Source organism: Jidongwangia harbinensis (genome assembly GCF_020216025.1).
Lineage (GTDB): Bacteria > Actinomycetota > Actinomycetes > Mycobacteriales > Micromonosporaceae > Actinoplanes > Actinoplanes harbinensis.
This window is the reverse complement of sequence record NZ_JAIWNC010000005.1, coordinates 61,961-88,194: the sequence shown is the minus strand read 5'-3', so window position 1 is coordinate 88,194 and position 26,234 is coordinate 61,961. Positions and strand designations below refer to the sequence as shown.

Genomic DNA, 26,234 nt, shown 5'->3' with positions numbered 1-26,234 from the left:
CTCACCGGGCGACCTGCTCCTCCGCCTCGGCCCGGACCCCGCCGGGCAGGTCGTCCGCCGCCAGCAGCCGGTGCAGGACGTCGTCGGTCCGGCCCAGCCAGCCCGGGAGGGTCTCCGCGATGGTGATGCCGTGCGCCGGCCGGTCCAGCACCCGCACCGGGTCGCCGGCCCGTACCTCGCCGGCCTGCACCACCCGCAGGTACGCGCCTGGCCGCCCGGCCGCGGTGAACCGCTTCACCCAGTGCGGCACGGCCATCTTGGCCTGGAACGTGCTGCACGGGATGCGCGGCAGCGTGGCCTGCAGCACCAGCTCCGCGCCGATCTGCCAGGTCTCGCCGACCACCGCGCCGTTGACGTCGACCCCGGCGAGCGTGAGGTTCTCACCGAACCGGCCGCCCGGCAGTTCCACGCCCAGTTGCTGTTCCCACCAGTCGTAGTCCTCCCGGGCGTACGCGTACACCGCCTGGTCGTCGCCGCCGTGGTGGGCGACGTCGAAGATCTGGTCGCCGACCAGCCCGCTGTGCAGTCCGGTGGTCTTCGGGCCGGGCGGCCGGACCAGCACGGCATGCTCGACCGGCTGCTTCGCGATGCCGGTGATGCCGACCCTCTTGGCGGTGCTGGGTTCCGGGACGGCCAGGTTGACCGAGAGGACGGTGCCTGCATTCATGCGGTGAACTCCATGACGGTGCGGTCCTCGACGGGGCGGTAGCCCAGCCGCTGGTACAGGGCGTTGCTGGTGGGATTGGCCAGGTCGGTGAAGAGCACCACGTCGGTGGCGCCGCCGTCCAGGGCGGCCCGGCTGACCGCGGCGGTCACCGCGCCACCGTAGCCCCGGCCACGCCGGTCCGGCGGCGTGTAGACGGCGGCGACCCGTACCATCCCGGCGTCGGTCCGGCTCACCCCGGCCATGGCCACGGGTTCGCCGTCGACCTCCCAGAGCGTGAGGCCGCCGTACTCGAGCTTGTCGTCCACCAGGTCCGGCCCGCCCCGGGCCGGCTCGCCGATGTCGGCGTGGAACGCGCGGTACCAGTCGATCAGCACGGCCCGGTCCGCGGCGCCGGCCACCCGTGCCCGGCCCGGCGGCGGGTCCGGCACGGTCAGCGTCGCCAGCCGGTACAGCCGGGTGCGGCGGCCGGTCCGGGCGGTACCGCCGGTGCGCTGCCGCCAGGTCGCGGCGAACGTCTCGGCGTCGGCGCTGCGCGCGTTCACCCCCGGCAGCGGGCGGTCGACCAGCGCCCCGGCCAGGGCCGGCACCGCGTCGGGCGGCGCCGATGTCAGCAACAGCGGGTGCGGCGGCGTCTGCAGGAAGGCGCCCTGCACCTCCCCGGCGGTGGTCGTCCACCAGCCGTACACCGGGCGGTCCGGACCGAAGGCGTACGGCCCGCGCGCCTGCAGGGTGGCCGCGAGCGTCAGCGGGACCGTGTTCTCCACCGGCCGCCGCCGGAGAAAGTCACCGGCGTTCGCCACGAAGTCGTCCACCCGGTCGGTGGTGTGCCAGCCCATGCCTCATCCTCGATCAGGACCGGCCGTGCGCGCACATGTTTTTCAGCGGGCGGGCGGCTCGTTCCAGACCTTCGCGACGCGGGCGAGCGTGTCCCGGCGCGTCTCCGGCGCGTACGCCGTGCCGGCGAGCATGAGTTCGTCCGCGCCGGTGCGCTCGACCAGAGCGTCCAGCCCGGCGACGACCTCCTCGGCGGTGCCGGCGTACTGGGTGCCCGGCAGCTGGTCCAGCACCGCCCGGTCGAGGTCGGACAGCTCCACCGCGGCGGCGTCCTCCGGCGAGATGATCGGCCCGAGCCGTCCGGTGCGCAGGCTCAGTGCCATGATCCGGCTCGGCCCGGCCAGGAACTGCGCCTCCTCGGTGGTCCCGGCCGCGATCACCGACGCGCTGACCATGGCGTACGGCTCGGCCAGCACCGGCGACGGCTGGAACCCGTCGCGGTACAGGCGTAGGGCACCGTCCACGTCGGAGGACATGGCGAAGTGGTACGCGTAGCAGAACGGCAACCCGAGCGCCGCGGCCGCCTGCGCGCCGTAGGTGGACGAGCCCAGCAACCACACCTCGGGGTACGTCTCCGGCGCCGGCGTGGCCCGCAGCCGGCCGATCCGTTCCGGCGCGGCCCGCTGGTCGCCGAGCAGCGCCAGCACCGTGGACAGGTGCTCCGGGAACTGTTCGACGGTCAGGTGCGGCGAGACCCCGCGCAGCGCGGCGGCGGTGGCCTGGTCGGTGCCCGGCGCCCGGCCGATGCCCAGGTCGATGCGGTCCGGGTACAACGCCTCCAGCAGCGCGAACTGCTCCGCCACCACGAACGGCATGTGGTTGGGCAGCATGACGCCGCCGGACCCGACGCGGATCCGGCCGGTCCGCGCGGCGACCGCGGCGATCAGGACCGGTGGGCTGGTGGAGGCGACGGCGGGCATGTTGTGGTGCTCGGCGACCCAGAACCGGGCGTACCCCAGATCGTCCGCGGCCTGGGCGATGTCGATCGTGCCGCGCAGCGCGTCCGCGCTGCTGTGCCCGGCCCGGACGGTGGCAAGATCAAGAACAGACAGCGGTACGCGTGGCATGTCGCGAACGTACACCCGTGCGGACCCGGTCGACCGCCGACGCGGTGCAGGTCACGTCGCCTTCCGGGTGCGGATCATCTGCACCCCGACGGTGACCGTGGCGAGCGCGGCACCGGGCACCAGCGTCCAGACCGGCCACGGGTAGACGTAGCCGTCGACGGTCATCGCGACGAGCACCCACACCACCAGGTTGATCACGGCCAGCGCGCCCCAGATGGTCCAGAGCACCATCAGCGCGGTCGGCATCCGGCGGGCCGCGCGCTTGACCTCGGCGATCCGGCGGGCGTTCACGTCGGCGGCACTGAGCCCGGGCTGCGGCAGGTCGGACACCAGGTGGAGCAGCTCCGCGTAGGTGCGGGCGGCGTACGTCTCCTTGACCCGGTCGTCGTACTCGTGCAGCGACAACCGGCCCTCGTCCAGCGCCGCCTGGAGCCGGTCGGCGATCTGCTGCCGGTCGGCGTCCGACGCGCGCAGGTCGACCGGGTCGCCCTGCGCGCCGGGCTTCGCGACTTCCTTGGCCATCCGACGCTCCTTTACGCACCCCCGTATTACGAGTCAGGCTAACCGGTGCGGACGATCGGAGACAGATGCGATACGACGAGGTGCTCCCGGCTCTCCGCGCCGCCTACGACGGCGGCGCGGCGGAACGCGACGGCATGCCGAAGCAGCAGTTCAAACTGGACGAGCGGGCCGCGTTCCTGGACCGGCTGCGGGTGGCGGAGGCCCGGTCGCTGCTGGAGATCGGCGCCGGAACCGGTCAGGACGCGGCCTTCTTCGCCGCGGCCGGGCTGCGGGTGGTGGCCCTGGACGCGTCACCCGAGATGGTGGCCCGGTGCCGGGGCAAGGGCCTGGAGGCGCACGTCCGCGACGCCCGCCGCCCCGGCTTCCCGCCGGCCTCGTTCGACGCGGTCTTCACCCTGAACTGCCTGTTGCACGTGCCCAACGCGGACCTGCCCGAGGTGCTGCGCGCGGTGCGTGACGTGGTCCGGCCGGGCGGGCTGGTCTACGTCGGGCTGTGGGGCGGGAGGTCCTCGGAGGGGGAGATCGAGACGGATCACCTGGTACCGAAACGGTTCTTCGCCCTGCGCACGGACGAGGAGATCATCGGGTACGCCGGTGCGGCGTTCGAGGTGCTCGACTTCCACACCGTCGACCACGGCGGCCTGCACTTCCAGTCGCTCACGCTGGTCCGCCCGCTCGACGGCTGACCGGGACGCTCAGCTCACCGGCGCACCGACCCGGTCGTGCCGGCCGGCTGGTACGTCATGCAGAGCACGCCGCGGTCCTTCGGCCAGTCCAGCGCATCCGGTGACTCGGCGAGCAGCCGGTCCGACCCGCGGGGCGCGGCGCCGGTGTATCCCTGGAAGCGACTCTCGCAGCCGTCGTGGGCGGCCTGCTGCGCCTTCGCGTCGCCCGGCCAGGGCCCGTCCGGCAGGGTGAACTGGGCGAAGACCTCGCTGGTGTGCTCCACCGAGCACGGCGCCACGTCGACGTACGTGCCGTACTCGTTCTTGATGTCCTTGATGCAGTCACCGACGCGCAGGTCGGCGACCGCGATGGAGCGTTCGCCCCGGATCGCGCCGGTGGCGTCGCGGTCCGGACCCTGCGCGATGTTCGTCACGACCCCCGCGACCACGGCGCCCGCGATGACCAGCACCCAGATGCCGTTGATGACGAGCGCGGCGATGGCGAAGCGGCGGCCCCGGCGGTCGCCGTTCCGCCTGGTCTGCACGACGGCGAGGATGCCGAAGGCGGTGCTGAGCAGGATCGCGCAACCGAACATCGACATGGTGAGCGCGGCGATGGCGAAGCCGTTGGTCTTGCCGTTCCACAGCGGCCGCTGCGGCGGCGGGCTCATCGGGTACGGCGGCGGGCTCATCTGGTACGGCGGCGGGCTCATCTGGTACGGCGGCGCGACGACGCCCGGTGCAGGCTGGTGATCCACGGCGGGCACGGTAACAGCGGCGGCGGTTCCCCGCTGCCCCTGGTGGAACCGCGCGGTCAGGCCGGTTCGCCGAGATCCCGGGTGATCCACCCGGGCGTGTCGAAGCGCACCGGCGTCGCGCCCACCAGCGCCGCCAGCTGTGTCTCGAAGGTCTCCAGTTCGGCGGCACCGATCTGCCGGGCCCACTGGTCGCGCAGCTCGTCGAAGATCGCCTCGCCGTGCCGCAGGACGTCGAAGCCGAGCGCGGTGACCTGCAGGCGCTTGCGGCGGGCGTCGAGCGGGTCGGTCTCGCGCGCCACGTACCCCCGCTCCTGCAGGATCGCGATGGTCTTCGCCGCGGACTGCTTCGAGATCGACAGGCGGCGGCCCAGTTCGGAGGCGCTGTCCGCGCCCGCGGCGATGGCCCGCATGGCGAAATCGTGGACCGGCCGGACGTCCGGATGGCCGCGCCGGGCCAGTTCGGCGATCGCGGCGTCCACGAGCGTGCGGAAGCCGCCGAGCAGCAGCAGAGCGAGATCAGCGCCGGAGCGGGACATGACGGAAGGCTACGACACCTGGACAAAGACAACCTGGCTGTCTATCGTTAGACACCCAGGTTGTCTAATCGAGGAGTTTCCATGACCGTCACCCACCACCGCGTCGAGGTCAACGGAACCGACCTGCACTACGTGTCCGCCGGCCCCACCGGGTCCCCGATCCTGCTGGTCCACGGCTTCCCGGAGACCTGGTGGACCTTCCACAAGCTGATCCCGCTGCTCGCCGCGGAGCACCGCGTCTTCGCCGTCGACCTGCGCGGCTTCGGCGACTCCGCCAACGGCCCCGGCGAGTACGACAGCACGACCGCGGCCGAGGACCTGCACCAGCTCATCGCCCACCTGGGCGTGGGCCCGGTCCACCTGACCGGCCAGGACATCAGCGGTGCCACGGTCTTCCGCCTGGCCACCACCCATCCGGAGGACGTGCTCAGCCTCACCGCCATCGAGATGGGCCTGCCCGGTTTCGGTCTCGAGGCACTGGCCGACGTCACCCACGGCGGCGCCTGGCACATCGGCGTGCTGGCCGCCCCCGGCATCCCGGACATGCTGCTGGCCGGCCGCGAATGCGAGTTCCTCGGCCGGTTCGCGTTCCCCGCCCTGACCGCTGTCGACGGCGCGATCACCGACGCCGACATCGCCGAGTTCGCCCGCACCTACGCCCGCCCCGACGGCTGGCGCGGCGCGGCCGGCCTCTACCGGTCGATGCTGCGGGAGGGCGACGACATCCGGGCCTTGGCCGAGTCACCCGGCCTGACCGTCCCGGTCCTGGCGGTCGGCGCCGGCGGCGGCCCCTTCACGGCCCGGACCATGTCCCAGGCCGCGTCCGCCGACATCAGCACCGTGACGCTCGACGGTGTGGGCCACTACGCTGCGATGGAGGCCCCCGAGGCGCTCGCCGGGGCCATCACCGATTTCATCGGGGGCTTACGGTGACCGAGCACGACACGGACATCGACTACGACGCGCTCTACCGGGACACCGCCGACTCGGGCGGCCCGCCCTGGGACATCGGCGCACCGCAACCCGCACTCGAGAAACTCCTCGACGACGCGGTGCCCGGCCCGGCAGTCCTCGACCTCGGCTGCGGCGCCGGCGACCTGGCCATCGCCCTGGCCCGCCGCGGCCACGACGTGACCGCCGTCGACAAATCCGGCGTGGCCATCGAGGCGGCCCGCGCCAAGGCCGCCGCCGAGGGCCTGACCATCCACTTCGAGACCCAGGACGCCACCCGGCTGCACCTGCGGTCCGCCCCGTTCGACACGGTGTTCGACTCCGGCCTGCTGCACAGCCTCGACCGCCAAGGCGGCGACAACGCCCAGCGGTACCTGTCTCTGCTGCCCGGCCTGGCCGCCCCCGGCGCGACCGTCTTCGTGCTGGCCGTGTCCCCGCAGGCCGGCCAGGGCTGGGGCCTGACCGAGGAATACCTGCGGGCGAGTTTCGCGGAACCGACCTGGACCGGCACCCGGATCGAGGAGATCGACGTCGCCGCCGAGACCGACGGCCGGCAGCTGACGTTGTCCGGCTACCTGCTCCGCACGACCGCGCCCCATCGACTCGCCACCTACGGGACGCTGGCCCCCGGCCGCCCGAACCACCACCACCTCGCCGACCTGCACGGCCGCTGGCTGACCGGCGAGGTCCACGGAAGGCTGGTCGAGGCCGGCTGGGGAGCGGATCTCGGTTATCCGGCGCTGATCCCCGACCCCGCCGGACCGGCCGTACCCGTCCAGGTCCTCGAGTCGGCCGACCTGCCGGCACACTGGTCCCGCCTGGACGAGTTCGAAGGCCCCGGCTACCGACGCGTGACAACAACCGTCTCGACCGCCCACGGCGACGTGACGGCCTCGATCTACGTTCTCCGCGAACGGGACGGCTGACGCGGACGAGATTCGCGGGTCCAGCTGGCAGGCGCTGACGCTATGACACCGACGCCCGTGCCGGTGAGTGCCTCAGCGGCGCTCTTGGAGCGCGTTTACGCAGCTCGCGCCCAGCCGATGTCGGTGTAGGTGGCAGGCAAGGACTCGGACTCTGTGGCCTTCGCGACGGATGCGCGGTCCTCCGCAGCCACGGCCATGTTCCCGAGCACCTACAGGAGTCGGAGCCGCATGGGGGTGGCGCCTGGACGTACGAGGTGGACTTGCGCGCCTTCAGCCTGCTCTTCCTCCAGCACCTTGAGCACTGCCACCGACTGACGGATCACCTCGGTGATCGTCGTTCCCTTCGCGGCGGCGAGCTCTCGAAGGGTCTGTGAGGTGATCGGCGAGACGTTGATCGAAAGACGATCGTACTGCTTCTCGACGGGCGTCTGGGCGTCAGATGGGCTCATGAACCGTCTCCTATCAACATGCTGGGCGCATCCAGTACACCACCTTTGTGTCACAAGGACAATAAGTTCGGCGCCTCGGCTGCATCCGTGGATGACGGCGCGTGTCAGGTGCTCTGAACAGTGCAGAGTGGAACTCTCGGGCCGTGATCGTTGAGGAGGCAGGGATCGGCCCGCGCACCATGCCCTCCATGGCGCTCGCTGGAGTTTATGTCACCTTGACAAAATGCGTATCCTAGGCGTACTGTGTACAGACTTCCTCAACATCTGCTAGTGTCGCGTTGTCCTTCGGGAGCGCGACAGCTTGACGGCGCTCCGACCAAGCCAAGGAAGGCGGGGCGGCCATGACAAGCGAACCTCCCGACGGCGAAGCAACAGCCGGAGAGGACTCCGGACGGGACGCCTCGGCGGAGCGGCGCAACCTGGAAGAGTTCGTCCCGCCGGGGCACGCGCCGGCCTGGTCTCTTGAACCGGTACGTCGCTGGCATCCTGATCGCATTCGAGCCTGGCTCATCGCCTCGTCCATCGCGGTGACAGCGCTCATGCTTGCCGGGCTCTTCGTCCTGATCCTGCTCGACATCACGGGCGAGCGACTGCTCGTCTGGCAGGCTGCGATGACGTCAGTGATCACCCCAGTGGCTGGTGTGACCGGTTACTACTTCTCACGTGTGGGCGGCAAAGATGGCAATCACTGGTGAGCCCAGCCGCTGCCTGTCAGTGGCGATCATCGGAAGCTTCCGCAAGCACCATGCCGAGGTGGTAGCCGCTGGCCGCGCGTTCCGCTCTCAGGGAATCGACGTCATGTCGCCGCCGGATTCGGAGGTGCTTGACCCCTCCCTGGACTTTGTGCGATTCGCGTCGGATCCGACGAGTCTCGCCGATCACGAGCTGCAGGCCCGAGCGCTGCATCGCATCCTGAGCGCATCGTTCGTCTACGCCGTACTACCCGGCGGGTATCTGGGCCGTACCAGCGGTTTCGAGATGGGCCAGGTCATTCGCGGGCAGGTGCCGTTGTTCTTCTCGGATTTCCCGCCCGTTGATCTGCCTATCCTCGTCCATCCGTCGGCCGTGGTCGACGCCGCAACGCTGGCGGGCGAGGTCGCCCACGAGGGACCGCAGGTCCTGCGGAAGGGCCATCTCGAGGTACGCTGGCCGATGATCTCCGACGATCGAGTCGGCTGAGCCGAATCGTGATCCGTGGAGAGCAGTAATGTCCACAGGAACCGGTCGCGAACACGAGACCCTGAGGTTGGCCGTTGATCTCGTCGTTCTCACGGTCCGCGAGCACGCCCTGCAGGTCCTGCTGATCCACCGTGGCAACCAGCCGTTTCTCGGCCAACCCGCCCTGCCCGGCGGTTTCCTGCGCCGGCACGAGGACCTTGCCGGTGCTGCGGTGCGGGAACTGGGCGAGGAGACCGGCCTCGACGGCTCGATGCTTCATCTTGAGCAATTCGCCGCATATAGCGATCCTGGTAGAGATCCACGCGGACGGGTGGTGTCCGTGGCGCATCTCGCGATCATGCCGGACCTACCGCTACCGATCGCAGGTTCGGATGCCCGGGACGCCGGTTGGTTGCCCGTGACGAGGGTGCGCGGCACGCTCGCCTTCGATCACGACCGGATCCTCGACGACGCGGTGGAGCACGCCCGGGCGAGGCTCGAACATACAACCCTTGCCACGGCGTTCTGCGCGGCGGAGTTCACCATCGGAGACTTGCGAGACGTATATGAGGTGGTCTGGGGAGTGACGCTTGATCCCCGCAACTTCAGTCGCAAGGTCATGCATACCGACGGGTTCGTAGAACCAACGGGAGCGAAGAGGATACCGGCGGTAGGCCGACCCGCGGCGTTGTACAGGGCCGGCGCCGCCATCGTGCTCAACCCACCCATCCTTCGAAGCTCCGCTACGTGATGAAGGACCACGGGTGATGCGGGTGCCTAGATGCCCCTCTTCGTTGGCGAAGCGGGGCCGCTGACGGGCGACGACCGTGGTTCCTGGTGTCGGGCGGCCGCGGCGCCGGCTGCCGGAGCAGCTCGGGGCAGAGCAACGCCGGTTCAATGCTCATGATCATCGAGGATCGGCGCGTTGATCAGCTCGCCGCCCCCTCAGGTCTCCCACGAGATGAGGCCGGAGCGGTAGGCCCAGATGACCGTCTGCACGCGGTCGCGGGTACCGATCTTGGCCATCGCGCGGCTCAGGTGGCTCTTCACGGTGCTCACCTCGACCACCAGTTCGGCCGCGATCTCCGCGTTGGAGAGGCCGTCGGCGAGCAGCCGCACGATCTCCGCCTCACGCGCGGTGAGCACGTCAGATCCGGTGTCCGCCGGGGTGGCGGCCCGACGGCGGCGGGCGAACTCGACGATCACGCGCCGGGTGACGGCCTGGTCGACCATGCCCTGACCGGCGGCGAGCCGGCGGATCGCGTCGAGGAGGGTGTCGACGTCCGCGTCCTTCAGCAGGAACCCGCTCGCGCCGGCCTCCAGCGCGCCGAAGACGTATTCGTCCAGCTCGTACGTGGTCAGCACGAGCACCGCCGGTGCCGGGTCGAGCGTGCCGACAATCTCGCGGGTCGCGGTCAGGCCGTCGCCGCCGGGCATGCGCACGTCCATGCAGACCACGTCCGGCCTTAGCAGGCGGGCCATCCGGACGGCGTCGGGGCCGTCGGTGGCCTCGCCGACCACGGTGATGTCGTCGGCGAGCTCGATCAGCGAACGGAACCCCGCGCGCAACATCGCCTGGTCGTCCGCGAGCAGCACGGTGATCATGCGTCGCCGCCCGGGTGCGGGACGGTGAGCCGCACGCACCAGCCGCCGCCGTCGGCCGGCCCGGCCTCCAGCACGCCGCCGATCAGTGCGGCGCGCTCCCGCATGCCCACGAGGCCGAAGCCGCGGTGCCGGCGGTCGCGGTGCAGGGGCGCGCCGGTCGCGGGCCCGTTGTGGATCTCCATTGTGGTCTCCGACTGCCCGTGGGTGAGCGTGATCGTCACCGGTGCCCCGGGAGCGTGCTCGCGCGCGTTGGTCAACGCCTCCTGCGCCACCCGGTAGAGCGCCAGCTCCACGGCCGGGTCCTGAACGCCGGGCGTGCCCTCGACGGTGAGCACGGCCTCGCCGCCGGACACCAGCCGGTCGATCATCGCAAGGCCGCCGCCGTCGGGCAGGTGCGGGTCCGCGCTGTCGTCCTCCCGCAGCGCGCCGACGATCAGCCGCAGGTTGTGCAGCGTGTTCCGGCCCTCCTCGCGGACCGCGAGGGCGTGCTCACGGGCCGCCGCGGGGTCGCGGTCCAGCAGCCGTTCGACGAGGGTGGCCCGCACGATCAGCGAGGTGAGGTGGTGCGCGGCGACGTCATGCAGCTCGCGGGCGGTGCGGGCGCGTTCGGCGGTCAGCACCGCCGCGGTGCGGGCCCGGTGCGCCTCCGCGTCCGCGGCAGCACCCGCGGCGACCGCCTCGGTGTAGCGGCGCCGCATGGTCACGTGCGCGCCGAGCAGGGCGGCGCCGACGTAGACCAGCAGCGACAGCGCGAGGTGCACGGTGAGCTCGGTCAGCTCCGTCGCCGGCTCGCGCAGCGGGGCCAGGTTCAGCCCGGCGTGCGCGCCGACCTCCACGCCCGCGGTGATCACGGCGAGGGTGAGGGCGGTGCGCGCGCTCAACAGGGTGCCGCAGGTGTAGACCGCGACGACGAGCCCGATGCCGCGCAGCCCGGTCCCGTACGGGGCGGCAGCGGAGATCGCAACCTGCAGCACCAGCATCAACGTCAGGCAGGTCATCGGGCTTACCCGGCGCAGGCAGATCAGCAGCGTCTGGGCCACCATCAGCGCCAGCACGACGGGGCCGGTGGGCGCGCCGTCCCGCGCGGAGAGCCACAGCAGCAGCGCGGTGAACGGCGCGGCGGCCACGGCCAGCGCGCCGTCCCGGATCAGGTGCCTCCGCATCGCGTCCCTCCCCTCACCGGCCCGGCACGGCCGACCGCCGTGCCGGGCCCTGTCTGCTCCGCGGCTCAGCGGTGCGCGGCCAGCCAGGCGTTGATGTCCCGCAGCACCACCTGGCCCGGGTTGCCCGGCACCGGCTGGTACTCCGGCGACACGTTCATCAGATGACTGACGCCGGAATAGGTGATCAACTTATGGTCCCGGTTGCCGGCCGCGGCGAGCGCGGCATCCGCGACAATCGCACCGCGGACCGGCGTCTGGATGTCGGTCTCCCCGTTGAGCAGCAGCACCGGTCCGTTGTACCGGGGCAGTTCCCGGGCCGGCATCGCGAACCGGCCGAAGTCGGTCAGGTACTTTGCCAGCCGCTCGGACATGCCCGTCAAATGCGGGAACCGGTCGAAGCCGACCGCCGCGCGGACGACCGGCTCGACCTCGGTGTCGATCGCCAGCCGGCCGTCGCCGTCGGCGTCGGTCGCCCGGCTGGTCAACACGGCCCGGAACTGCCCCGCCACGTCGTCGGGCAGGCCGACCAGGCCGTTGGTGACCTCGGTCGCGCTCAGGCTGCCGTCGCCGTCGAAGTCGAACTCCTCGTGCAACTGCCCCAGCGTTCGGCCCACGGCCTGGTAGTAGATCGCCTCACGCGGGGTGGCACCGACCACGCCCATCATGACGACCCCGGCGGGCTTCCTGATGCCGTAGGCGCCCGGGTCGGCGACCAGATTGCCGGCGACCTGGGTACCCTCGCTGTGGCCGAGCAGGAAGACCTTGGCCGGATCCACGCGCTTCGACACCGCCGCGAACCGGACCACAGCCGCCGCGTCGCGCACCGTCTGCTGATAGGGCCGGTCCGGGTCGAGAAACGCGGGATTGTCGCTCAACTTCGGGCCGACGCCGACCACGCCACGCTTGTGGAAGCGCAACACCGCGAAGCCGCCCCGGTTGACCGAACGCGCGACCGACCCGAACGTCGCCACGCCCGGCGCGAGCGTCTGATCCATGTCGTGTTGGCCGCTGCCGTGCAGCAGCACCACCACCGGGAGGCGGCCCCGCGCACCCTTCGGGTAGGTCAGCTCGCCCGTGGCCGACCATCCGCCGTCCATCGGGATCGTGACAGACTCGCGGACGATCCCGGCCCACTCGGTGGCCGGCCGGTCCGTCGCCGGCCGGTCCGTCGCCTGGGCGCGGGCGAGCGGCACCAGGCCGACGGCGAGCGCGGCGACGGCCACCGCGGCGATTCTCTTCAGCTTCATGAGTTCCCCCAGGTCGGCGTCGTTTTCGACACCCCAGAGCCTGCCGCCGGGCGTGCTCGGGTGCATCCGGCGGAGGCGGGAAGTGCCGCTTGCGACCTCCGACGGAGGGGGCCACCGCACGACGGAGGCCGGCGGTGGGTTGCTTGAGCGCTCGGCTGAACCTGTGGACGCTTTGCGGATGTCCTAGCGGTCACCGACTGGAGTTGGTACCAGGGGCCGAAGCCGTTGCGGCGGGTGGAAGCTACGGCGGGTCCGTCGCTTGCCGGATCGATCGGTGAGCAGCAGACGATGAGGGTCTCCAAATGGCATGCCGAGCGCCGCCGGAGTCACGGAATAAACGCAGTTCAGCGAGCTATAAAGTCGCGAGAATACGCTGGCCTAGGAGCGTTCCAAACCTGAGTGCTGTCGCCTGAGCGCTACAACTATTGGGCGCTTGGACTCTCGGGCGCTGTGACCTGTTGAGTCCCAGTTGATGCTTGACGGATTGGCCTAGGGACGGCTCCGCGGCCGGTCCCAGCCCGCAGTGGGGAATTCGGGGGTGGGCCACGCCGGGTCAGGACGGAAATCTAGCCACGTGCCATCGAAGGGAAAGCCCCCTGCCTCGATGTCCATGCCGACCCGCTCGCCTTCGGCTCGGATCTCCTTCGCTCCGTCCTCTCCCCAGTACGCCGGATGCCCGATGCGCTCTTGGTACTCATCCTCGTCCTTCCAGCGCCAGTCGCGACCTGGCGGCACCACTAGGTCAAGGGCGTGGTCGAAGGTGTCCACGCCGGCGAGGTTGCCGTCCCGCCATACGGCGGGAGGCGCCTCCAGGTTGACGTACCAGCAGTTCAAGGTGAAATCAGGGTTGAACATCCACCACACCGAGTGGGCACGCCCGGGCCTGAAGAGGTGCAGCACGTGCAACCCGGTCCATGTCATGGGAGCCAACTGCCACTGGACCATGTGCCGCTCTCGAAAAGGGGACCTCTCGGCGGTCACGACCATCAACGGTCCGGCGCAAGAGGTACGGCGTGCCGATCGGCCGCCAGGTCAGAATTCCTCGCTCTTCTTCGGACACCAGCAGTTGCGGCATCACGAGCACCAGTGATCCATCGCCTCGGAAGTCCCGGTACAGGATCTGATCAACCACGAGCCGACGCTATCGATCATGTCAAGCATCAGGTGGGACGCCAGTGTCAAGCATCAACCGTGACGGGACAGGTACGTCATTGGTGATACTGCCGAATTGGCCTGTTCTGGATCAAGGCGCCGCGCAAGCGCGGCGCTGGCCGGCCGCGCTCGGCCTGCTGGCGGCCTCCGGCCGGCATCGGCCGGCGCACCGGCCGATTCGTGTGCCTGATGTTGATGCTGCCAGGCGCGTGTCCGCTTACGGGCGGCGGTTCCAGCGCTCGATGTGGGCCTCGAACCAGGCGGCCGCGATGGCGGCCACTTCCCTCGGATCGCTGGCGAGATCGATGCTGAGCCCATCGGGCGGCCCGGTGTCGATGAGCGCTTCGGCCGCGCGGACCCCGTCGTCCCAGTTGAGGCAGGAAGGGCTCCAGCCGCCCCGGAGCTGGGTTCCGTCGTAGTCGACGCGCAGCGTCTCCCGGACAGCATTGCCTTCTACGAAGTCGTAGGAGACCAGCATCCATGGTCCACCGTCAGGGTCCTGGTGGTACCAGTCCTGTAGCTCAGGGATACGCCGGCGCATCTCCTGGAAGAAGATCTCTTCGTGTTCCAGCGGATCGAGTTCGCGCATCTGGGAACGGTCTCAGATCCGGGGCGTGCCTCCGGCGGGGATCTCGGGTTTCTGGGATGGTGGCCGCCATCCCGCCCACCGCCGAACCAGGCAAGCCGAGCAGACCGCCGCCGGGACCGCCAGCGTCTGACTATCTCTACCGGTGCGTAAGCCGTGGCGGCCCCGGCGGCGGCCCGCTCCCCGGTGGGTTGTTCGACGGTGGACGGGATGGCTTGAGAGGCACTGTTTGGGGGAGCGTGCGGCATGATCGACCTGCCCACGATCCGCCCACAACTGCTCGCGACGAGCCGGATTCGGCTGGACCGAACTGGACTCGACAAGAACGGCCCCGGAGCGCGTTTCCGCAGCTCACGGGGCCGTTATTGGTGCCTGTGGCGGGTAGAGGATTCGAACCTCTGTAGCTTTCGCGACGGATTTACAGTCCGCTCCCATTGGCCGCTCGGGCAACCCGCCTGGGCATGCCGCTACGGTCTCCCGAAGCAGCGGAGAACAGAATAGCCGTACGCCGGTCCGGATCCACAACGGGGTACGGTCGGCATGTCGGGGGCCCGGACACCGCCCCCGCCGACATCGATCACCGGCCCACCGCAGGAGTCAATCATGGCAGCCAGCCCGTCGTTCGACATCGTGAGCAAGGTCGACCGGCAGGAGGTCGACAACGCGTTCCACCAGGCGGAGAAGGAGCTTGGCACCCGGTTCGACTTCCGGGGTACGGGCACCAGCATCGCCTCTTCGGGGGAGTCCGCGTTCACCATCACCTCGGAGACCGAGGAGCGGGCCGCCGCCGCGCTGGACGTGTTCAAGGAGAAGCTGGTCAAGCGGAACATCTCGCTGAAGTCGCTGGACGCGGGGGAGCCGCGGCAGTCCGGCAAGACGTACAAGGTCGACTGCAAGGTGCTCGAGGGCATCGAGAGTGACAAGGCCAAGGCGATCAGCAAGAAGATCCGCGACGAGGGCCCGAAGGGCGTGCAGGCGCAGATCCAGGGTGACCAGCTCCGGGTGACCGGGAAGAAGCGGGACGACCTGCAGGCCGTGATCGCCCTGCTCAAGCAGGAGGACTTCGGCGTCGCCCTGCAGTTCACCAACTACCGCTGAGCGGCCGCGCGATGATCGAGCCGGTCGTCGACCTGGCATGGGTACGGGCACACCGGGGAAGCCTGGTGCTCGCGGACGTGCGTTACTACCTCGACGGCCGGTCCGGTCGTGCCGCCTACGAGCAGGGCCATCTTGGCGCCGTGTTCGTCGACGTGGACGCGGACCTGGCGGCGCACGGTGGCCCGCCCGCCGACGGCCGGCACCCGTTGCCTGAGCCTGCGGTCTTCGCGGCGGCGATGGGCGCGCTGGGCATCGGCGATGCGGACACCGTGATCGGGTACGACGACGCGGGCGGTGTGATGGCCGCCCGGCTGGTGTGGATGTTGCGGGCCATCGGTCATGAGGCGGCGTTGCTGGACGGCGGCGTCGGCGGGTACGACGGGGAGTGGGAAACCGGGGCTTCCCGCCGTACCCCGGCTGTCTTCACTCCCCGGCCGTGGCCGGCGGACCGGCTGGCCGGCATCGACGACGTGGCCGCGGAGCCCGGGCCCGGCGGGAATCCGCCGGTGGTGCTGGACGCGCGCCAGCCGGAGCGGTTCCGGGGCGAGACCGAGCCGATCGATCCCCGGGCCGGGCACATCCCGGGTGCGCGCAACCTGCCCTGCCGGGACAACGTGGACGCGGCGGGTCGGTGGCTGTCCGCGGACGCGTTGCGGGAGCGGTTCGCCGAGGTGGGCGTCTCGGCGGGTACGGAGGTCGTGTCGTACTGCGGCTCCGGAGTGACCGCCTGCCACAACCTGCTGGCGCTGGAGCGTGCGGGTCTGCCGCCCGGCCGCCTGTATCCGGGTTCCTGGTCCCAGTACAGCAACACGGAACGCCCCGCGGCCACCGGATCCGGACTGGCGTAGCCGGCCGCCCGCGGGGCTCGGCTCACGGGTCAGTCCGGGCGGCCGGCCAATCCCCGCGCCGCCTGCGCCTCGTCCGGGTCGAAGCCCGCATATCCCCCGATGGCATGCTGCCGCGACTGCTCCTCGATCCACCGCTGGTGCCCCTCCCAGGCCGCCTGCTTGCTGCTCCCCAGCGCCACTCCGATCTGCGTCCAGGATGCGCCCGCCCCGCGCGCCGTCCGGACCATCGCCTGCCGCCCGTATCCGGCCTTGCGGATCACCACTTCGCTCAGCGCCAGGAGTTCCAGCGCCTCCTGTTGGGTCAGCGGCGGGTGGTCGGTGTCGTCCATCGCGGCGAGGGCCTCACGCATCCGGAGGTCGTCGTAACGCGCCGTAGCGGTGGAGAGGGTGTGTTCGCGCTCCAGGTCGTCCGGGGAAGCCATGTCGATCAGTCTTTCGTCAGGGTGGCTTGACGTCAAGGAAACCTGACGCGGAATGGCGGCCGCCGCTCACATCTGCCGCTAAATCGGGCGCAAACCGTTCAATCTTGCGGGCTGGTGTCCCGTTCGCGACTCAACCGTTCAGACAGGATTTCGGTATGTGCGGCTTCGACCCGCTCATGGACGGTGTCTGACACACAGCGCGTGTGGCACCATCATGTGACCCCCCACCGGATGCCACTTGTTCAGTACAGGAGTTGGACATGTCTGCAAGGAAGCTGAGCCGCTTCGCCGGCTTGGTTTTCGTGCTCGCCGCGTTCCTCGGCGGCGTTGGCGCCGCCGCTGAAGGCGCCCAGCACGGGACCGGTGGCTCGAACGACTCCGCCGCCGTCACAGTCGCTCCCGCCTTCGGGCCCGACATCATCTGGGGCTGACTTTCGAGTCGGAGCCCCACTGACCCGGCCGACCGACTGACCCGAGGAGTGCGATGTCTGGGCGTCGGTCGGCTGCACGTCGTTCATCGCAGTACGCCTGGCTGATCACGTACCCGCTGGCCCTGTTCGCCGCGATCTGCACCGCGGTCTTCTGGGCCGCCGACCCGCACTGGTATCGCAGCTGGCTGGGCGGCCTTCTCGCCCTGGCCGCTCTGGTCGTCGCCAACATCGGCGTCTTCAACGTGGTGATCCGCCGGCAGGGCTTCTTCGTGGTCGTCACGGAGATCCCCCTGGTCCTGGCGCTCTACTTCCTGCCCCCGGTCACGGTGATCCTGGCCGGCACGCTCGCCACCCTGGTCGCCCAGCTGCGGTCCAGCCTCGGCGTCACCAAGATGTCGTTCAACCTGGCCAAGGCCGCGGCCGCCACCTCGGCGGCGCTGATCGTGGTCGCCCTGCTGCCGCCCATCCGCGGCGCCGGGCCGGGCACCTGGGGCATTCTCTTCGCGGCCGGCATGGCCAGCGCGATCCTCGGCCCGCTGGCGTTCGCCGGCGTGATGAGCGTGGTGCAGGGCCGGCACGCCGGTCAGGAGGCGCTGCGCGCGGGACTGCCGACGCTGGTCACCGCGGCCATCAACATCGTGATCGGCCTGGTGTTCCTGGTCGCGCTGGACGCCACCGCCTGGGCCGCGGTGCTGCTGGCCGTGCTGCTCGGCGCGCTGGTCCTGGTCTTCCGGTCGTTCGCCGAGTTCCTCCGCCAGCACCGCACGCTCACCGAGGTGTACGAGCTGACCCGTGCGGTCCGCGAGCAGGGCAACGCCGGCGGCCTCGCGGACGCGCTGCTGGGCCGGGTGCGGGCGCTGATGCGATCCGAGTACGCCACGCTCTGGCTGCCCGCCCAGGGCCGGCACCCGGAGGTGCTGCTCACCGCGCGGGTCGACGACGAGGGGCTGCTGGACATCTCGCCGATGCCCGCGGTGATCCGGGAACGGGCCGTCGCCGGCCGGCACGCGGTGGCGGTGGGCGCGCAGTTCCCGGACACCGAGGAGTTGCGGCCGACGCTGGGCGACGCCCGCCTCAAGGAGGTCATCGCGGTTCCGCTGCGGTCCGGGCAGACCACCATCGGGTCGCTCGAGGTGGTCAACCGGCTCAGCGACATCCGCACCTACCGCGCGGCCGACGTCCAGGTGCTGGAGACCATCGCGGCACACGTCGCGGTCGCGGTGGAGAACTCGCGCCTGGTCGACCGGTTGCGGTACGACGCCTACCACGACCGGCTCACCGCCCTGCCGAACCGCCGCCGGGTCACCGACGCGCTGGCGGAGTCGGTCAAGGTGCGCGCGCCGGGCGAGGTGGTCGCGGTGATCTCCTTCGACGTGGACGGCCTGCGGGACGTCAACGAGTCGATGGGTCACGCCGCCGGGGACAAGCTGCTCGCCGAGGTGGCTCAGCGGCTACGCGGCATCGCCGGGCCCGGTGCGCTGGTCGGCCGGATCGGCGGCGACGAGTTCGTGGTGACGCTCCGGGCCGAGAGCACCGGGGCCACCGTGCAGCTCGCCACCGAGATGCGTGAACAGCTGCGCGGGCCGATGGTGGTCGGTTCGCTGACGCTGGACGTGGACACCGCGGTCGGCGTGGCCGTCCAACCGGACCACGGCGACGACCCCGAGGCCCTGCTGCGCCGCGCCGAGCTGGCCGCCAACGCGGCCAAGGTGGTGCCGTACGGCGTGCAGCTCTTCCACCCGGCGCTCGAGTCCCGGGCGGTGCGCCGGCTCGGCCTCGCCGCCGACCTGCGCCGCGCGCTGGAGGACGGCGAGCTGGAGGTCTACTTCCAGCCCAAGGTCACCATCCGGGACCGGCACCTGGTCGGGGTGGAGTGTCTGGCCCGCTGGCAGCATCCGGCGCACGGCGAGGTGGCGCCGGAGGACTTCATCGCGGTCGCCGAGCACACCGGACAGCTGTCCCGGCTCACCGAGGTGGTACTCACCGAGGGCCTGCGGCGCTGTCGGGAGTGGGCGGACGCGGACCGGCCGCTGTCCATCGCGGTCAACCTGTCCGCCCGCACGCTGCTCGACCCGCGCTTCCCCAGTTCGGTGCACGAGCTGCTCAAGCAGTACCGGGTGAACGCCGGTCAGGTCACGTTCGAGATCTCCGAGCCGGGCATGCTGGGCGACATCGAACGCACCCTGCCGGTGCTCTATCAACTTCGCGATCTCGGGGTACGCCTGTCGGTCGACGACTTCGGCACCGGCGCCTCGTCGCTGTCCTATCTGCGGCAGTTGCCGGTGCAGGAAGTCAAGATCGACGACAGCTTCGTCCAGGGCATGGTGACCGACTCCGGCGATCTGGCCATCGTCCGGGCGGTGATCAGCCTGTCCCGGGAGTTCGGCCTCACCGCGGTCGCCGAGGGCGTGGAGAGCGAGCTGACGCTCGAGGTGCTCGAGGAGATGGGCTGCGAGATCGGCCAGGGATACCTGTTCAGCCGGCCGCTGCCGTACGAGCGCCTGGAGGCCTGGTTCAGCGCCCAGACCGAGCCGGAGAGCACCCCCACCGGCGAGGTACGCAGGCTCCGAGCGGTGATCTGACACACCGGGGGATCCGATTTCACCCCGGCTCAGGCGCCGTGTACTCTTACCCCTGCGCAACACGCGAGAGATCGCGCGCGCCCCCTTAGCTCAGTCGGCAGAGCGTCTCCATGGTAAGGAGAAGGTCTACGGTTCGATTCCGTAAGGGGGCTCTTACCGGGTGCGAAACCTGGCGCGGCGGTGTAGCTCAGATGGCAGAGCAAGCGGCTCATAATCGCTGTGTCGCCGGTTCAAGTCCGGCCACCGCTACTCCAAGTCGGGATCCCTGTCCGGGATCCCGCTTTGCATGTCTGCGTGGCGAGCGTCTACGCTGGTATGCCGGTAGAGAACCGACGTGAGAACGAATCCGTGAGCAGGAAGGCACCCCGCCGTGGCCAAGGCGACCGACGTCCGTCCGAAGATCACCCTGGCGTGTACGGAGTGCAAGGACCGGAACTACATCACCCGTAAGAACCGCCGTAACGACCCGGACCGCATCGAGCTGAAGAAGTTCTGCCCCCGGGACGGCAAGCACACCCTGCACCGCGAGACGCGCTGACCGCGTACCTCGACGTTCGCGAAGCGGCGGTGACCTTTCCGGTCACCGCCGCTTCTGCCGTTCCCGGCACCGGGCCGGTAGTTTCAGGGCATGCCTCTGGACCCATCCTTCGTCGGCCGTAGCTGGCCACCCACCGCGCCCTACCTCGTCGGTCGCGAGAAGATCCGCGAGTTCGCCGCCGCCATCGGTGCCGCCGAGAGCGAGTACCACGACCCGGAGGCGGCCCGGGCGATCGGGTACGCCGACGTGGTGGCCCCGCCCACCTTCCCGGTCGTGATCACCATGGCGTCGAGCCGGCAGATCGTCGACGACCCCGCGCTGGGCATCGACTACAGCCGGGTGGTGCACGGCGACCAGAAGTTCGCGTACGTCCGGCCGGTCGTCGCCGGCGACTCGCTGGTCTGCGTGAACTCGGTGGAGTCCATCACCAGCCGGGGCGGGCACGACTTCCTCACCACCCGCACCGACGTCTCCACCGAGGCCGGCGAGCCGGTGCTGACGGTGTGGTCGAAGCTGGTCCAGCGCGGCCCGGAAGACGGAGGCACGGCATGAGCGAGATCCTCGAACCGCAGACCTTCCGGGTGACCCGGGCGGACCTGGTGCGGTACGCCGGCGCCTCCGGCGACTTCAACCCGATCCACTGGAGCGAGCGCATCGCCACCCAGGTCGGGCTGCCCGGGGTGATCGCCCACGGGATGTACACGATGGCCCTGGTGGGCCGGGCCGTCACCGGCTGGGCCGGCGCGGCGGACGCCGTGGTGGAGTTCAGCGTGCGGTTCAGCCGCCCGGTACCGGTGCCGGACACCGACTCCGGCACCGAGGTGGTGGTCTCCGCGGTGGTCAAGGACGTCACCGACGACGGGCTCACCAAGCTCGCCCTGACCGCGACCTGCCACGGCGAGAAGGTTCTGTCGATGGCGCAGGCGACCATCCGCAAGAGGTAGGGGCGGGTTGGGAAAGTCATCGGCGTACCCGTACACTGGTCCGCCGTGGGGTAACTGATCCCTGCCTTCGTGTCCGAGGGTGGGACCCGCACAGGGGTGTAGCTCAATTGGCAGAGCAGCGGTCTCCAAAACCGCAGGCTGCAGGTTCAAGTCCTGTCACCCCTGCGCACAGAACTGCTTCAAAGTCCGGATTGACGTGCCCGCCGGTGGGCGGTCAGCACGCTCCGGCGCGGGGACAGGCGCCGAGACGGACGACAATCACCGACGACGGAAGAGGGCGAAGTGGCGAGGAAGCGACCCGGTGACGACGCCGCGGGCGATCGCCCCGACGACGAGGTCTACTCCGACGACGAGAACGCCGCCGATGACGACGTCGTGGCGGAGGACGAGGAGCCGGTCAGCCGCGGTGGCGGCACCGCCGTGCGCGAGCGTACGGCCAACTCGGACAGCCCTGCCTCGAAGAAGGGCGTCCGCCGTGGCGGCTTCTTCGGGCGCATTGGTGGTTTCTTCCGCGAGGTCGTCAGCGAACTCCGTAAGGTCATCTGGCCGACCCGGAAGGAACTGCTGACCTACACCGGCGTCGTGATCACCTTCGTGGTGATCATGACGGCGATCGTGGTCGGCCTGGACTTCGTCTTCGCCAAGGGCGTCCTGTGGACGTTCGGCGACTAGTACAGACATTCATGGAAGTGAGCAAGCGTGCCTGAGTACGACGACGAGACCGGCGAGACCACCGACGAGCAGTCGTCGGAGGCCACGGCGGACGGTGACGAGTCGGTCGAGGCCGCCAGCACCCCCGAGCCCACGGCCGAGGCCGACGTCGAGGTCGAGGAGGTTTTCGATCCCGTCGCGGAGCTGCGGCAGAAGCTGCGGTACGCACCCGGCGACTGGTACGTGGTGCACTCGTACGCGGGTTACGAGAACAAGGTCAAGACCAACCTCGAGACCCGGATCACCAGCCTCGACATGGAGGACTACATCTTCCAGGTCGAGGTGCCGACCCGCGAAGAGGTCGAGGTCAAGAACGGCAAGCGCCTCCAGGTGCAGAACAAGGTCTTCCCGGGCTACATCCTGGTCCGGATGGATCTGACCCCCGAGTCGTACTCGTGCGTGCGCAACACGCCCGGGGTCACCGGCTTCGTGGGTGCCACCGACCGGGTCGACCGGCCGGCGCCGTTGTCCCTGGACGAGGTGCTGAAGTGGCTGGCCCCGGCCGTCGAGGCCGAGGAGAAGAAGGCGAAGCCCGAGATTCGGGTGCTCGACTTCGAGGTGGGCGACTCCGTCACCGTCACCGACGGCGCGTTCGCGTCGCTGCCGGCGTCGATCAGCGAGATCAACGCCGACCAGCAGAAGCTGAAGGTCCTGGTGTCCATCTTCGGCCGGGAGACTCCGGTCGAGCTGAACTTCAACCAGGTCGCCAAGATCTAGCAAGACCGCTAGTGGGAGGGGCCGCGGACCGCGCGGCCCCGCCATCAACCACAGGAGTACGAGAACATGCAGCGCAGCAAGGGCTACCGCAAGGCAGCCGAACTGATCGACGCCAACAAGCTGTACGAGCCCGCGCAGGCGATCAAGCTGGCCAAGGAGACGAACCCGGCCAAGTTCGACGCCACCGTCGAGGTCGCCATGCGTCTGGGCGTCGACCCGCGTAAGGCCGACCAGATGGTCCGCGGCACGGTCAACCTGCCGCACGGCACCGGCAAGACCGCCCGGGTGATCGTGTTCGCCCAGGGCGCGAAGGCCGAAGAGGCCGTCGCGGCCGGCGCCGACGAGGTCGGCACGGACGAGCTGGTCGCCCGCATCCAGGGCGGTTGGCTGGACTTCGACGCCGCCATCGCCACCCCGGACCAGATGGCCAAGATCGGCCGGATCGCCCGGATCCTCGGCCCGCGTGGTCTCATGCCCAACCCGAAGACCGGCACCGTCACCATGGACGTGACCAAGGCCGTCAACGAGATCAAGGGCGGCAAGATCACCTTCCGGGTGGACAAGCACTCGAACCTGCACATGATCATCGGCAAGGCCTCCTTCTCGGCGGAGCAGCTGGTGGACAACTACGCCGCCGTGCTCGACGAGGTGCTGCGGGCCAAGCCGTCCTCCGCGAAGGGCAAGTACCTCCGCAAGGTGACCGTCACCACCACCATGGGCCCCGGCGTACCCGTCGACCCGAACGTGGTGAAGAACTTCCGCGAGGGTGCCGACGCCTGACCGGCGCCGCGATACGACGGAAAGGAGCCTCCGGCGACGGGGGCTCCTTTCTTCTTTCCGGGAGGCTGCGGCGGTGCGTTTCGATCAGGTCTGGTTCCGGTACGGCCGCCGGGCCGGCTGGACCCTGCGCGCCGTGGACGCGGTGGTACCGCCCGGCCGTACCGTGGTGGTGCTCGGCCGCAACGGCGCCGGCAAGTCCACTCTGCTCCAGCTCGCGGCCGGCGTCCTGACCCCGGTCCGGGGCACAGTCCGGGACCGTCCGCCGGTGGTCGGCTGGGTGCCGGAACGGTTCCCCGCCGACCAGCCGTTCACCGCCGGGCAGTACCTCCAGCGCATGGCGGCGCTGCGCGGGCTGCGCGGACCGGCCGAGGTGGAGCGTTGGCTGGACCGGCTGAAGCTCACCGAGCACTGCGGCACCCGGCTGGCCGACCTGTCCAAGGGCACCGCCCAGAAGGTCGGCCTGGCCCAGGCCCTGCTGGTCCGGCCCGGCCTGCTGGTGCTCGACGAACCGTGGGAGGGTCTCGACTCGGTGGCCCGCACCCTGATCCCGGAACTCGTCGCCGACGTGACCGCGGCCGGGGGAGCGGTGCTGGTCAGCGACCACCGGGGCGAGATCGCCGGGCTACCGGACGCGATCCGCTGGCAGGTCACCGACGGCGCCGTACGCCCGGACGACGACGCTGCCCCGGACCACGTGGTGGTGGAGGTGGCGGTGCGCCGGTCCGAAGCCGACCAGACGGTGACCCGGCTGCGCGCCGACGGCCACCGGGTGCTCGGCATCCGCGACCCGCACGCCGACGACACCGCCGGGCGGGCCCGATGATCGCGCTCACCCGGATGCGGATCGCCGCGTTCCTGCGCAGCGGGCGGGCGCTGGCACCGCTGATCGCCGGCCTGGTCGTCCTCGGCCTGATCTACGGCGGCGGCTCCTCGGCAGCGGCCCCCGCATACGGGTACTCCGCCGTCATGCTCTTCCCGGTGCTGGCCTGGCAGACCAAGCTGCTGCTGGACGCGGAACCGGACGTGCAGCGCCGGCTGGCCCGCCTGGCGGTCGGCGCCGGCCACGAGGCGTCCGCCGGCCTGCTCGCCGCCGCGATCCTGGGCGTGGCGTACTGCGCCGCCGCGATGCTGGCGCCGCTGCCGTTCCACGGCATCCGGGACCGGCTACCCGGTACCGCCGAGCCGGCGCTCGCCACCGGAGTGGCCGTGGGCGTCCTGGCCCACCTGCTCGCCCTGCTCGCGGCGCTGGCGCTGGGCGCGCTGGCCAGCCGCGCGGTCACCGGCACCATCCGCAACGGCCTCACGGTGCTGGTGCTCGGTGCGGTGCTGGCCGTCGTGCTGGGGCTGGGCGACTCCGTCGCCCCGTGGCTGGCGCCGCCGCTGATGGCCACCGCCCGCGCCGCCACCGAGGTTCCGCTGCCGGACCTCGGCCGGTTCACGCTGCTGACCGCGTGGGCCGCGGGCTGGGCGACCGCCGCGCTGGCCGGCTACGCCGTCCTGCGCCGCCGCCGCGCCTAGGCACCGGCGCCGGAGCGCTGCACCGATACACCAGCGCCGGCACGGCCCGATTTGGCGACGGGCGCGGGGCCGCGTACTCTGACTAGCTGAAGTTCCACCCAAAGACCGCTGGTCGCCGCCTCCTCCGTCCTCTCGACAGAGGTCGCGGCCGAAGGTCCCGCAGCATGCGGGCGACCCGCGCAGGGAGAACGGTTCGTGATCAGCGTCTGCGCCCCGTGCGCGGCCGCCGTCCCGCCCCGTGCGCCCTGCGCCGGGGCGTTTCTCATGTGCGGGCCCGTCGGCCAGACCGGCGGCCGGAGCATTGAGAGGAGGGACATGGCGGACAAGCCGGTCCGGGCCGACAAGGCCACTGCCGTCGCCGAGCTCACGGAACAGTTCCGTAGCTCGTCGGCCACCGTGTTGACCGAGTACCGCGGCCTCACCGTCGCGGAGCTCACCGAACTGCGGCGGGCACTGGGCGGCCAGACCAAGTACTCCGTGTCGAAGAACACGCTCGCGAAGCGGGCGGCCAGCGACGCGGGCATCGACGGCCTCGACGCGCTGTTCACCGGTCCTACCGCGCTCGCCTTCGTCAGCGGCGACCCGGTCGAGGCGGCCAAGGGCCTGCGGGCCTTCGCCAAGGCCCACCCGGTCCTGGTGATCAAGGGCGGCGTCTTCGAGGGCAAGGCCATCTCGGCCGACGAGGTCAGCAAGATCGCGGACCTCGAGTCCCGCGAGGTTCTGCTGGCCAAGCTGGCCGGCGCCATGAAGGGCAACCTGACCAAGGCGGCGGGCCTGTTCCAGGCTCCGTTGTCGCAGGTCGCGCGCCTGGCGGCCGCACTGCAGGAGAAGCGCGAGAAGGACGGTTCCGCGGCCGAGTAAGGACGCGGACGACACACTTTTTGATCAAAGCTAGGAAAGGTTGCCAGATATGGCGAAGCTCAGCACTGACGAGCTGCTCGACGCGTTCAAGGAGATGACGCTGATCGAGCTGTCCGAGTTCGTCAAGCAGTTCGAGGAGACCTTCGAGGTCACCGCGGCTGCCCCGGTCGCCGTCGCGGCCGGCCCGGCGGCCGGTGGCGCTGCCCCCGAGGCCGCCGTGGAGCAGGACTCCTTCGACGTCGTCCTCGAGGGCGACGGCGGCAAGAAGATCCAGGTCATCAAGGTCGTGCGTGAGCTGACCGGCCTGGGCCTCAAGGAGGCCAAGGACGCCGTCGAGGCCGCCCCGAAGGCGATCCTCGAGGGTGTCAACAAGGAGAAGGCCGAGGCCGCCAAGGCCAAGCTCGAGGGTGAGGGCGCCAAGGTCACCCTCAAGTGACCTGACGCTCATCGCGTTCTGCCGGTGGCAGGTGCCCTTCGGGGTGCCTGCCACCGCCGCGT

At 70.5% G+C, this 26,234-nt stretch carries 33 protein-coding genes and 4 tRNA genes; 23 read left to right on the top strand and 14 right to left on the bottom strand.

Annotated elements, in window-relative coordinates; genetic code table 11:
* Position 1: 1 nt before the first annotated feature.
* From LDL48_RS09115 to LDL48_RS09100, 4 genes are read right to left on the bottom strand one after another with little or no spacing between them, the layout of a single operon-like run.
* Positions 2-667: an MOSC domain-containing protein gene (locus LDL48_RS09115; protein WP_308016440.1), complete on the bottom strand. Its 666-nt coding sequence runs from the start codon at positions 665-667 to the stop codon at positions 2-4.
* Positions 664-1,503, bottom strand: a complete 840-nt coding sequence (locus LDL48_RS09110) for a GNAT family N-acetyltransferase (protein WP_225254581.1) — start codon at positions 1,501-1,503, stop codon at positions 664-666. Before LDL48_RS09110 ends, LDL48_RS09115 begins: the two co-directional genes overlap by 4 nt.
* A 42-nt stretch (positions 1,504-1,545) precedes the next feature.
* Entirely contained in the window at positions 1,546-2,568 is a 1,023-nt protein-coding gene (locus LDL48_RS09105) for an LLM class flavin-dependent oxidoreductase (protein WP_225254580.1), read from the bottom strand.
* A gap of 51 nt (positions 2,569-2,619) precedes the next feature.
* Positions 2,620-3,090 (bottom strand): DUF1707 SHOCT-like domain-containing protein, encoded by a 471-nt coding sequence (locus LDL48_RS09100; protein WP_225254579.1) that lies wholly within the window; start codon positions 3,088-3,090, stop codon positions 2,620-2,622.
* A gap of 65 nt (positions 3,091-3,155) precedes the next feature.
* On the opposite strand from LDL48_RS09100, the gene LDL48_RS09095 reads away from it, so the two are divergent.
* The gene (locus LDL48_RS09095; protein WP_225254578.1) at positions 3,156-3,776 is read left to right on the top strand and encodes a class I SAM-dependent methyltransferase; all 621 of its coding nucleotides are present in this window, start codon (positions 3,156-3,158) and stop codon (positions 3,774-3,776) included.
* Between the two features lie 14 nt (positions 3,777-3,790).
* Here the strand turns inward: LDL48_RS09095 and LDL48_RS09090 are convergent, their stop codons facing one another.
* Together LDL48_RS09090 and LDL48_RS09085 are read right to left on the bottom strand one after the other, a co-directional pair.
* A complete protein-coding gene (locus LDL48_RS09090; RefSeq protein WP_225254577.1) occupies positions 3,791-4,513 on the bottom strand; it encodes a septum formation family protein in 723 nt (240 codons plus the stop codon).
* Positions 4,514-4,569: 56 nt separating this feature from the next.
* Positions 4,570-5,049, bottom strand: a complete 480-nt coding sequence (locus LDL48_RS09085; protein ID WP_225254576.1) for a MarR family winged helix-turn-helix transcriptional regulator — start codon at positions 5,047-5,049, stop codon at positions 4,570-4,572.
* Positions 5,050-5,130: 81 nt separating this feature from the next.
* Between LDL48_RS09085 and LDL48_RS09080 the strand changes: the two genes are divergently transcribed.
* Positions 5,131-5,982, top strand: coding sequence for an alpha/beta fold hydrolase (locus tag LDL48_RS09080; protein ID WP_225254575.1), 852 nt, complete (start codon positions 5,131-5,133; stop codon positions 5,980-5,982).
* Complete coding sequence (locus tag LDL48_RS44425) at positions 5,979-6,926, top strand: methyltransferase domain-containing protein (protein ID WP_225254574.1); 948 nt, start codon at positions 5,979-5,981, stop codon at positions 6,924-6,926. The genes LDL48_RS09080 and LDL48_RS44425 overlap by 4 nt, the downstream gene beginning before the upstream one ends.
* A 209-nt stretch (positions 6,927-7,135) precedes the next feature.
* Here LDL48_RS44425 and LDL48_RS09070 read toward each other — a convergent pair whose 3' ends face one another.
* Complete coding sequence (locus LDL48_RS09070) at positions 7,136-7,375, bottom strand: hypothetical protein (RefSeq protein WP_225254573.1); 240 nt, start codon at positions 7,373-7,375, stop codon at positions 7,136-7,138.
* Between the two features lie 341 nt (positions 7,376-7,716).
* On the opposite strand from LDL48_RS09070, the gene LDL48_RS09065 reads away from it, so the two are divergent.
* From LDL48_RS09065 to LDL48_RS09055, 3 genes are read left to right on the top strand one after another with little or no spacing between them, the layout of a single operon-like run.
* Positions 7,717-8,070 carry a hypothetical protein gene (locus LDL48_RS09065; protein ID WP_225254572.1) on the top strand — a complete coding sequence of 118 codons (354 nt, stop codon included), beginning with the start codon at positions 7,717-7,719 and terminating at the stop codon, positions 8,068-8,070.
* A 19-nt stretch (positions 8,071-8,089) separates the two neighbouring features.
* Entirely contained in the window at positions 8,090-8,554 is a 465-nt protein-coding gene (locus LDL48_RS09060; protein ID WP_225254571.1) for a hypothetical protein, read from the top strand.
* 28 nt (positions 8,555-8,582) lie between these two features.
* The gene (locus LDL48_RS09055; RefSeq protein WP_225254570.1) at positions 8,583-9,284 is read left to right on the top strand and encodes an NUDIX hydrolase; all 702 of its coding nucleotides are present in this window, start codon (positions 8,583-8,585) and stop codon (positions 9,282-9,284) included.
* Between the two features lie 194 nt (positions 9,285-9,478).
* Here the strand turns inward: LDL48_RS09055 and LDL48_RS09050 are convergent, their stop codons facing one another.
* From LDL48_RS09050 to LDL48_RS09025, 6 genes are all read right to left on the bottom strand, one after another.
* Positions 9,479-10,138: a response regulator gene (locus LDL48_RS09050; protein ID WP_225254569.1), complete on the bottom strand. Its 660-nt coding sequence runs from the start codon at positions 10,136-10,138 to the stop codon at positions 9,479-9,481.
* Positions 10,135-11,301, bottom strand: a complete 1,167-nt coding sequence (locus tag LDL48_RS09045; RefSeq protein ID WP_225254568.1) for a sensor histidine kinase — start codon at positions 11,299-11,301, stop codon at positions 10,135-10,137. The genes LDL48_RS09050 and LDL48_RS09045 overlap by 4 nt, the downstream gene beginning before the upstream one ends.
* Positions 11,302-11,366: 65 nt before the next feature.
* A complete protein-coding gene (locus LDL48_RS09040; protein ID WP_225254567.1) occupies positions 11,367-12,548 on the bottom strand; it encodes an alpha/beta hydrolase in 1,182 nt (393 codons plus the stop codon).
* A 489-nt stretch (positions 12,549-13,037) separates the two neighbouring features.
* Positions 13,038-13,535 (bottom strand): ribonuclease FAU-1 family protein, encoded by a 498-nt coding sequence (locus LDL48_RS09035; protein WP_504785486.1) that lies wholly within the window; start codon positions 13,533-13,535, stop codon positions 13,038-13,040.
* Positions 13,536-13,917: 382 nt separating this feature from the next.
* Positions 13,918-14,289 carry a hypothetical protein gene (locus LDL48_RS09030; protein WP_225254566.1) on the bottom strand — a complete coding sequence of 124 codons (372 nt, stop codon included), beginning with the start codon at positions 14,287-14,289 and terminating at the stop codon, positions 13,918-13,920.
* Positions 14,290-14,661: 372 nt separating this feature from the next.
* Positions 14,662-14,742 (bottom strand) — tRNA-Tyr (locus LDL48_RS09025).
* Between the two features lie 147 nt (positions 14,743-14,889).
* Between LDL48_RS09025 and LDL48_RS09020 the strand changes: the two genes are divergently transcribed.
* Both LDL48_RS09020 and LDL48_RS09015 read left to right on the top strand, forming a co-directional pair.
* Complete coding sequence (locus tag LDL48_RS09020; RefSeq protein ID WP_225254565.1) at positions 14,890-15,384, top strand: YajQ family cyclic di-GMP-binding protein; 495 nt, start codon at positions 14,890-14,892, stop codon at positions 15,382-15,384.
* An 11-nt stretch (positions 15,385-15,395) separates the two neighbouring features.
* Positions 15,396-16,232, top strand: coding sequence for a sulfurtransferase (locus LDL48_RS09015; protein ID WP_225254564.1), 837 nt, complete (start codon positions 15,396-15,398; stop codon positions 16,230-16,232).
* 29 nt (positions 16,233-16,261) lie between these two features.
* Here LDL48_RS09015 and LDL48_RS09010 read toward each other — a convergent pair whose 3' ends face one another.
* Entirely contained in the window at positions 16,262-16,654 is a 393-nt protein-coding gene (locus LDL48_RS09010) for a hypothetical protein (protein WP_225254563.1), read from the bottom strand.
* Between the two features lie 260 nt (positions 16,655-16,914).
* Between LDL48_RS09010 and LDL48_RS09005 the strand changes: the two genes are divergently transcribed.
* The 15 genes from LDL48_RS09005 (at position 16,915) to rplL (ending at position 26,172) form a co-directional block, all read left to right on the top strand.
* Entirely contained in the window at positions 16,915-17,085 is a 171-nt protein-coding gene (locus tag LDL48_RS09005) for a hypothetical protein (RefSeq protein ID WP_225254562.1), read from the top strand.
* A 53-nt stretch (positions 17,086-17,138) separates the two neighbouring features.
* Positions 17,139-19,667, top strand: coding sequence for a putative bifunctional diguanylate cyclase/phosphodiesterase (locus LDL48_RS09000; RefSeq protein WP_225254561.1), 2,529 nt, complete (start codon positions 17,139-17,141; stop codon positions 19,665-19,667).
* A 79-nt stretch (positions 19,668-19,746) separates the two neighbouring features.
* Positions 19,747-19,819, top strand: a tRNA-Thr gene (locus tag LDL48_RS08995).
* Positions 19,820-19,843: 24 nt separating this feature from the next.
* Positions 19,844-19,916: transfer RNA gene (locus LDL48_RS08990), tRNA-Met, on the top strand.
* Between the two features lie 121 nt (positions 19,917-20,037).
* Positions 20,038-20,205 (top strand): 50S ribosomal protein L33, encoded by a 168-nt coding sequence (gene rpmG, locus LDL48_RS08985; RefSeq protein ID WP_071803282.1) that lies wholly within the window; start codon positions 20,038-20,040, stop codon positions 20,203-20,205.
* Between the two features lie 90 nt (positions 20,206-20,295).
* Entirely contained in the window at positions 20,296-20,757 is a 462-nt protein-coding gene (locus LDL48_RS08980; protein ID WP_225254560.1) for a MaoC family dehydratase N-terminal domain-containing protein, read from the top strand.
* A complete protein-coding gene (locus LDL48_RS08975) occupies positions 20,754-21,149 on the top strand; it encodes a MaoC family dehydratase (protein ID WP_225254559.1) in 396 nt (131 codons plus the stop codon). Before LDL48_RS08980 ends, LDL48_RS08975 begins: the two co-directional genes overlap by 4 nt.
* A gap of 92 nt (positions 21,150-21,241) precedes the next feature.
* A tRNA-Trp gene (locus tag LDL48_RS08970) sits at positions 21,242-21,314 on the top strand.
* Positions 21,315-21,431: 117 nt separating this feature from the next.
* Positions 21,432-21,821, top strand: a complete 390-nt coding sequence (gene secE / locus LDL48_RS08965; protein ID WP_225254558.1) for a preprotein translocase subunit SecE — start codon at positions 21,432-21,434, stop codon at positions 21,819-21,821.
* 27 nt (positions 21,822-21,848) lie between these two features.
* Positions 21,849-22,577, top strand: a complete 729-nt coding sequence (gene nusG / locus LDL48_RS08960; protein ID WP_225254557.1) for a transcription termination/antitermination protein NusG — start codon at positions 21,849-21,851, stop codon at positions 22,575-22,577.
* Between the two features lie 66 nt (positions 22,578-22,643).
* The gene (rplA, locus tag LDL48_RS08955) at positions 22,644-23,357 is read left to right on the top strand and encodes a 50S ribosomal protein L1 (RefSeq protein WP_225254556.1); all 714 of its coding nucleotides are present in this window, start codon (positions 22,644-22,646) and stop codon (positions 23,355-23,357) included.
* 73 nt (positions 23,358-23,430) lie between these two features.
* Positions 23,431-24,180, top strand: coding sequence for an ATP-binding cassette domain-containing protein (locus LDL48_RS08950; protein WP_225254555.1), 750 nt, complete (start codon positions 23,431-23,433; stop codon positions 24,178-24,180).
* Complete coding sequence (locus LDL48_RS08945) at positions 24,177-24,875, top strand: hypothetical protein (RefSeq protein WP_225254554.1); 699 nt, start codon at positions 24,177-24,179, stop codon at positions 24,873-24,875. The genes LDL48_RS08950 and LDL48_RS08945 overlap by 4 nt, the downstream gene beginning before the upstream one ends.
* Positions 24,876-25,190: 315 nt before the next feature.
* Positions 25,191-25,736 (top strand): 50S ribosomal protein L10, encoded by a 546-nt coding sequence (gene rplJ, locus LDL48_RS08940; RefSeq protein WP_225254553.1) that lies wholly within the window; start codon positions 25,191-25,193, stop codon positions 25,734-25,736.
* Positions 25,737-25,785: 49 nt separating this feature from the next.
* Complete coding sequence (gene rplL, locus LDL48_RS08935) at positions 25,786-26,172, top strand: 50S ribosomal protein L7/L12 (protein WP_225254552.1); 387 nt, start codon at positions 25,786-25,788, stop codon at positions 26,170-26,172.
* Positions 26,173-26,234: the final 62 nt, after the last annotated feature.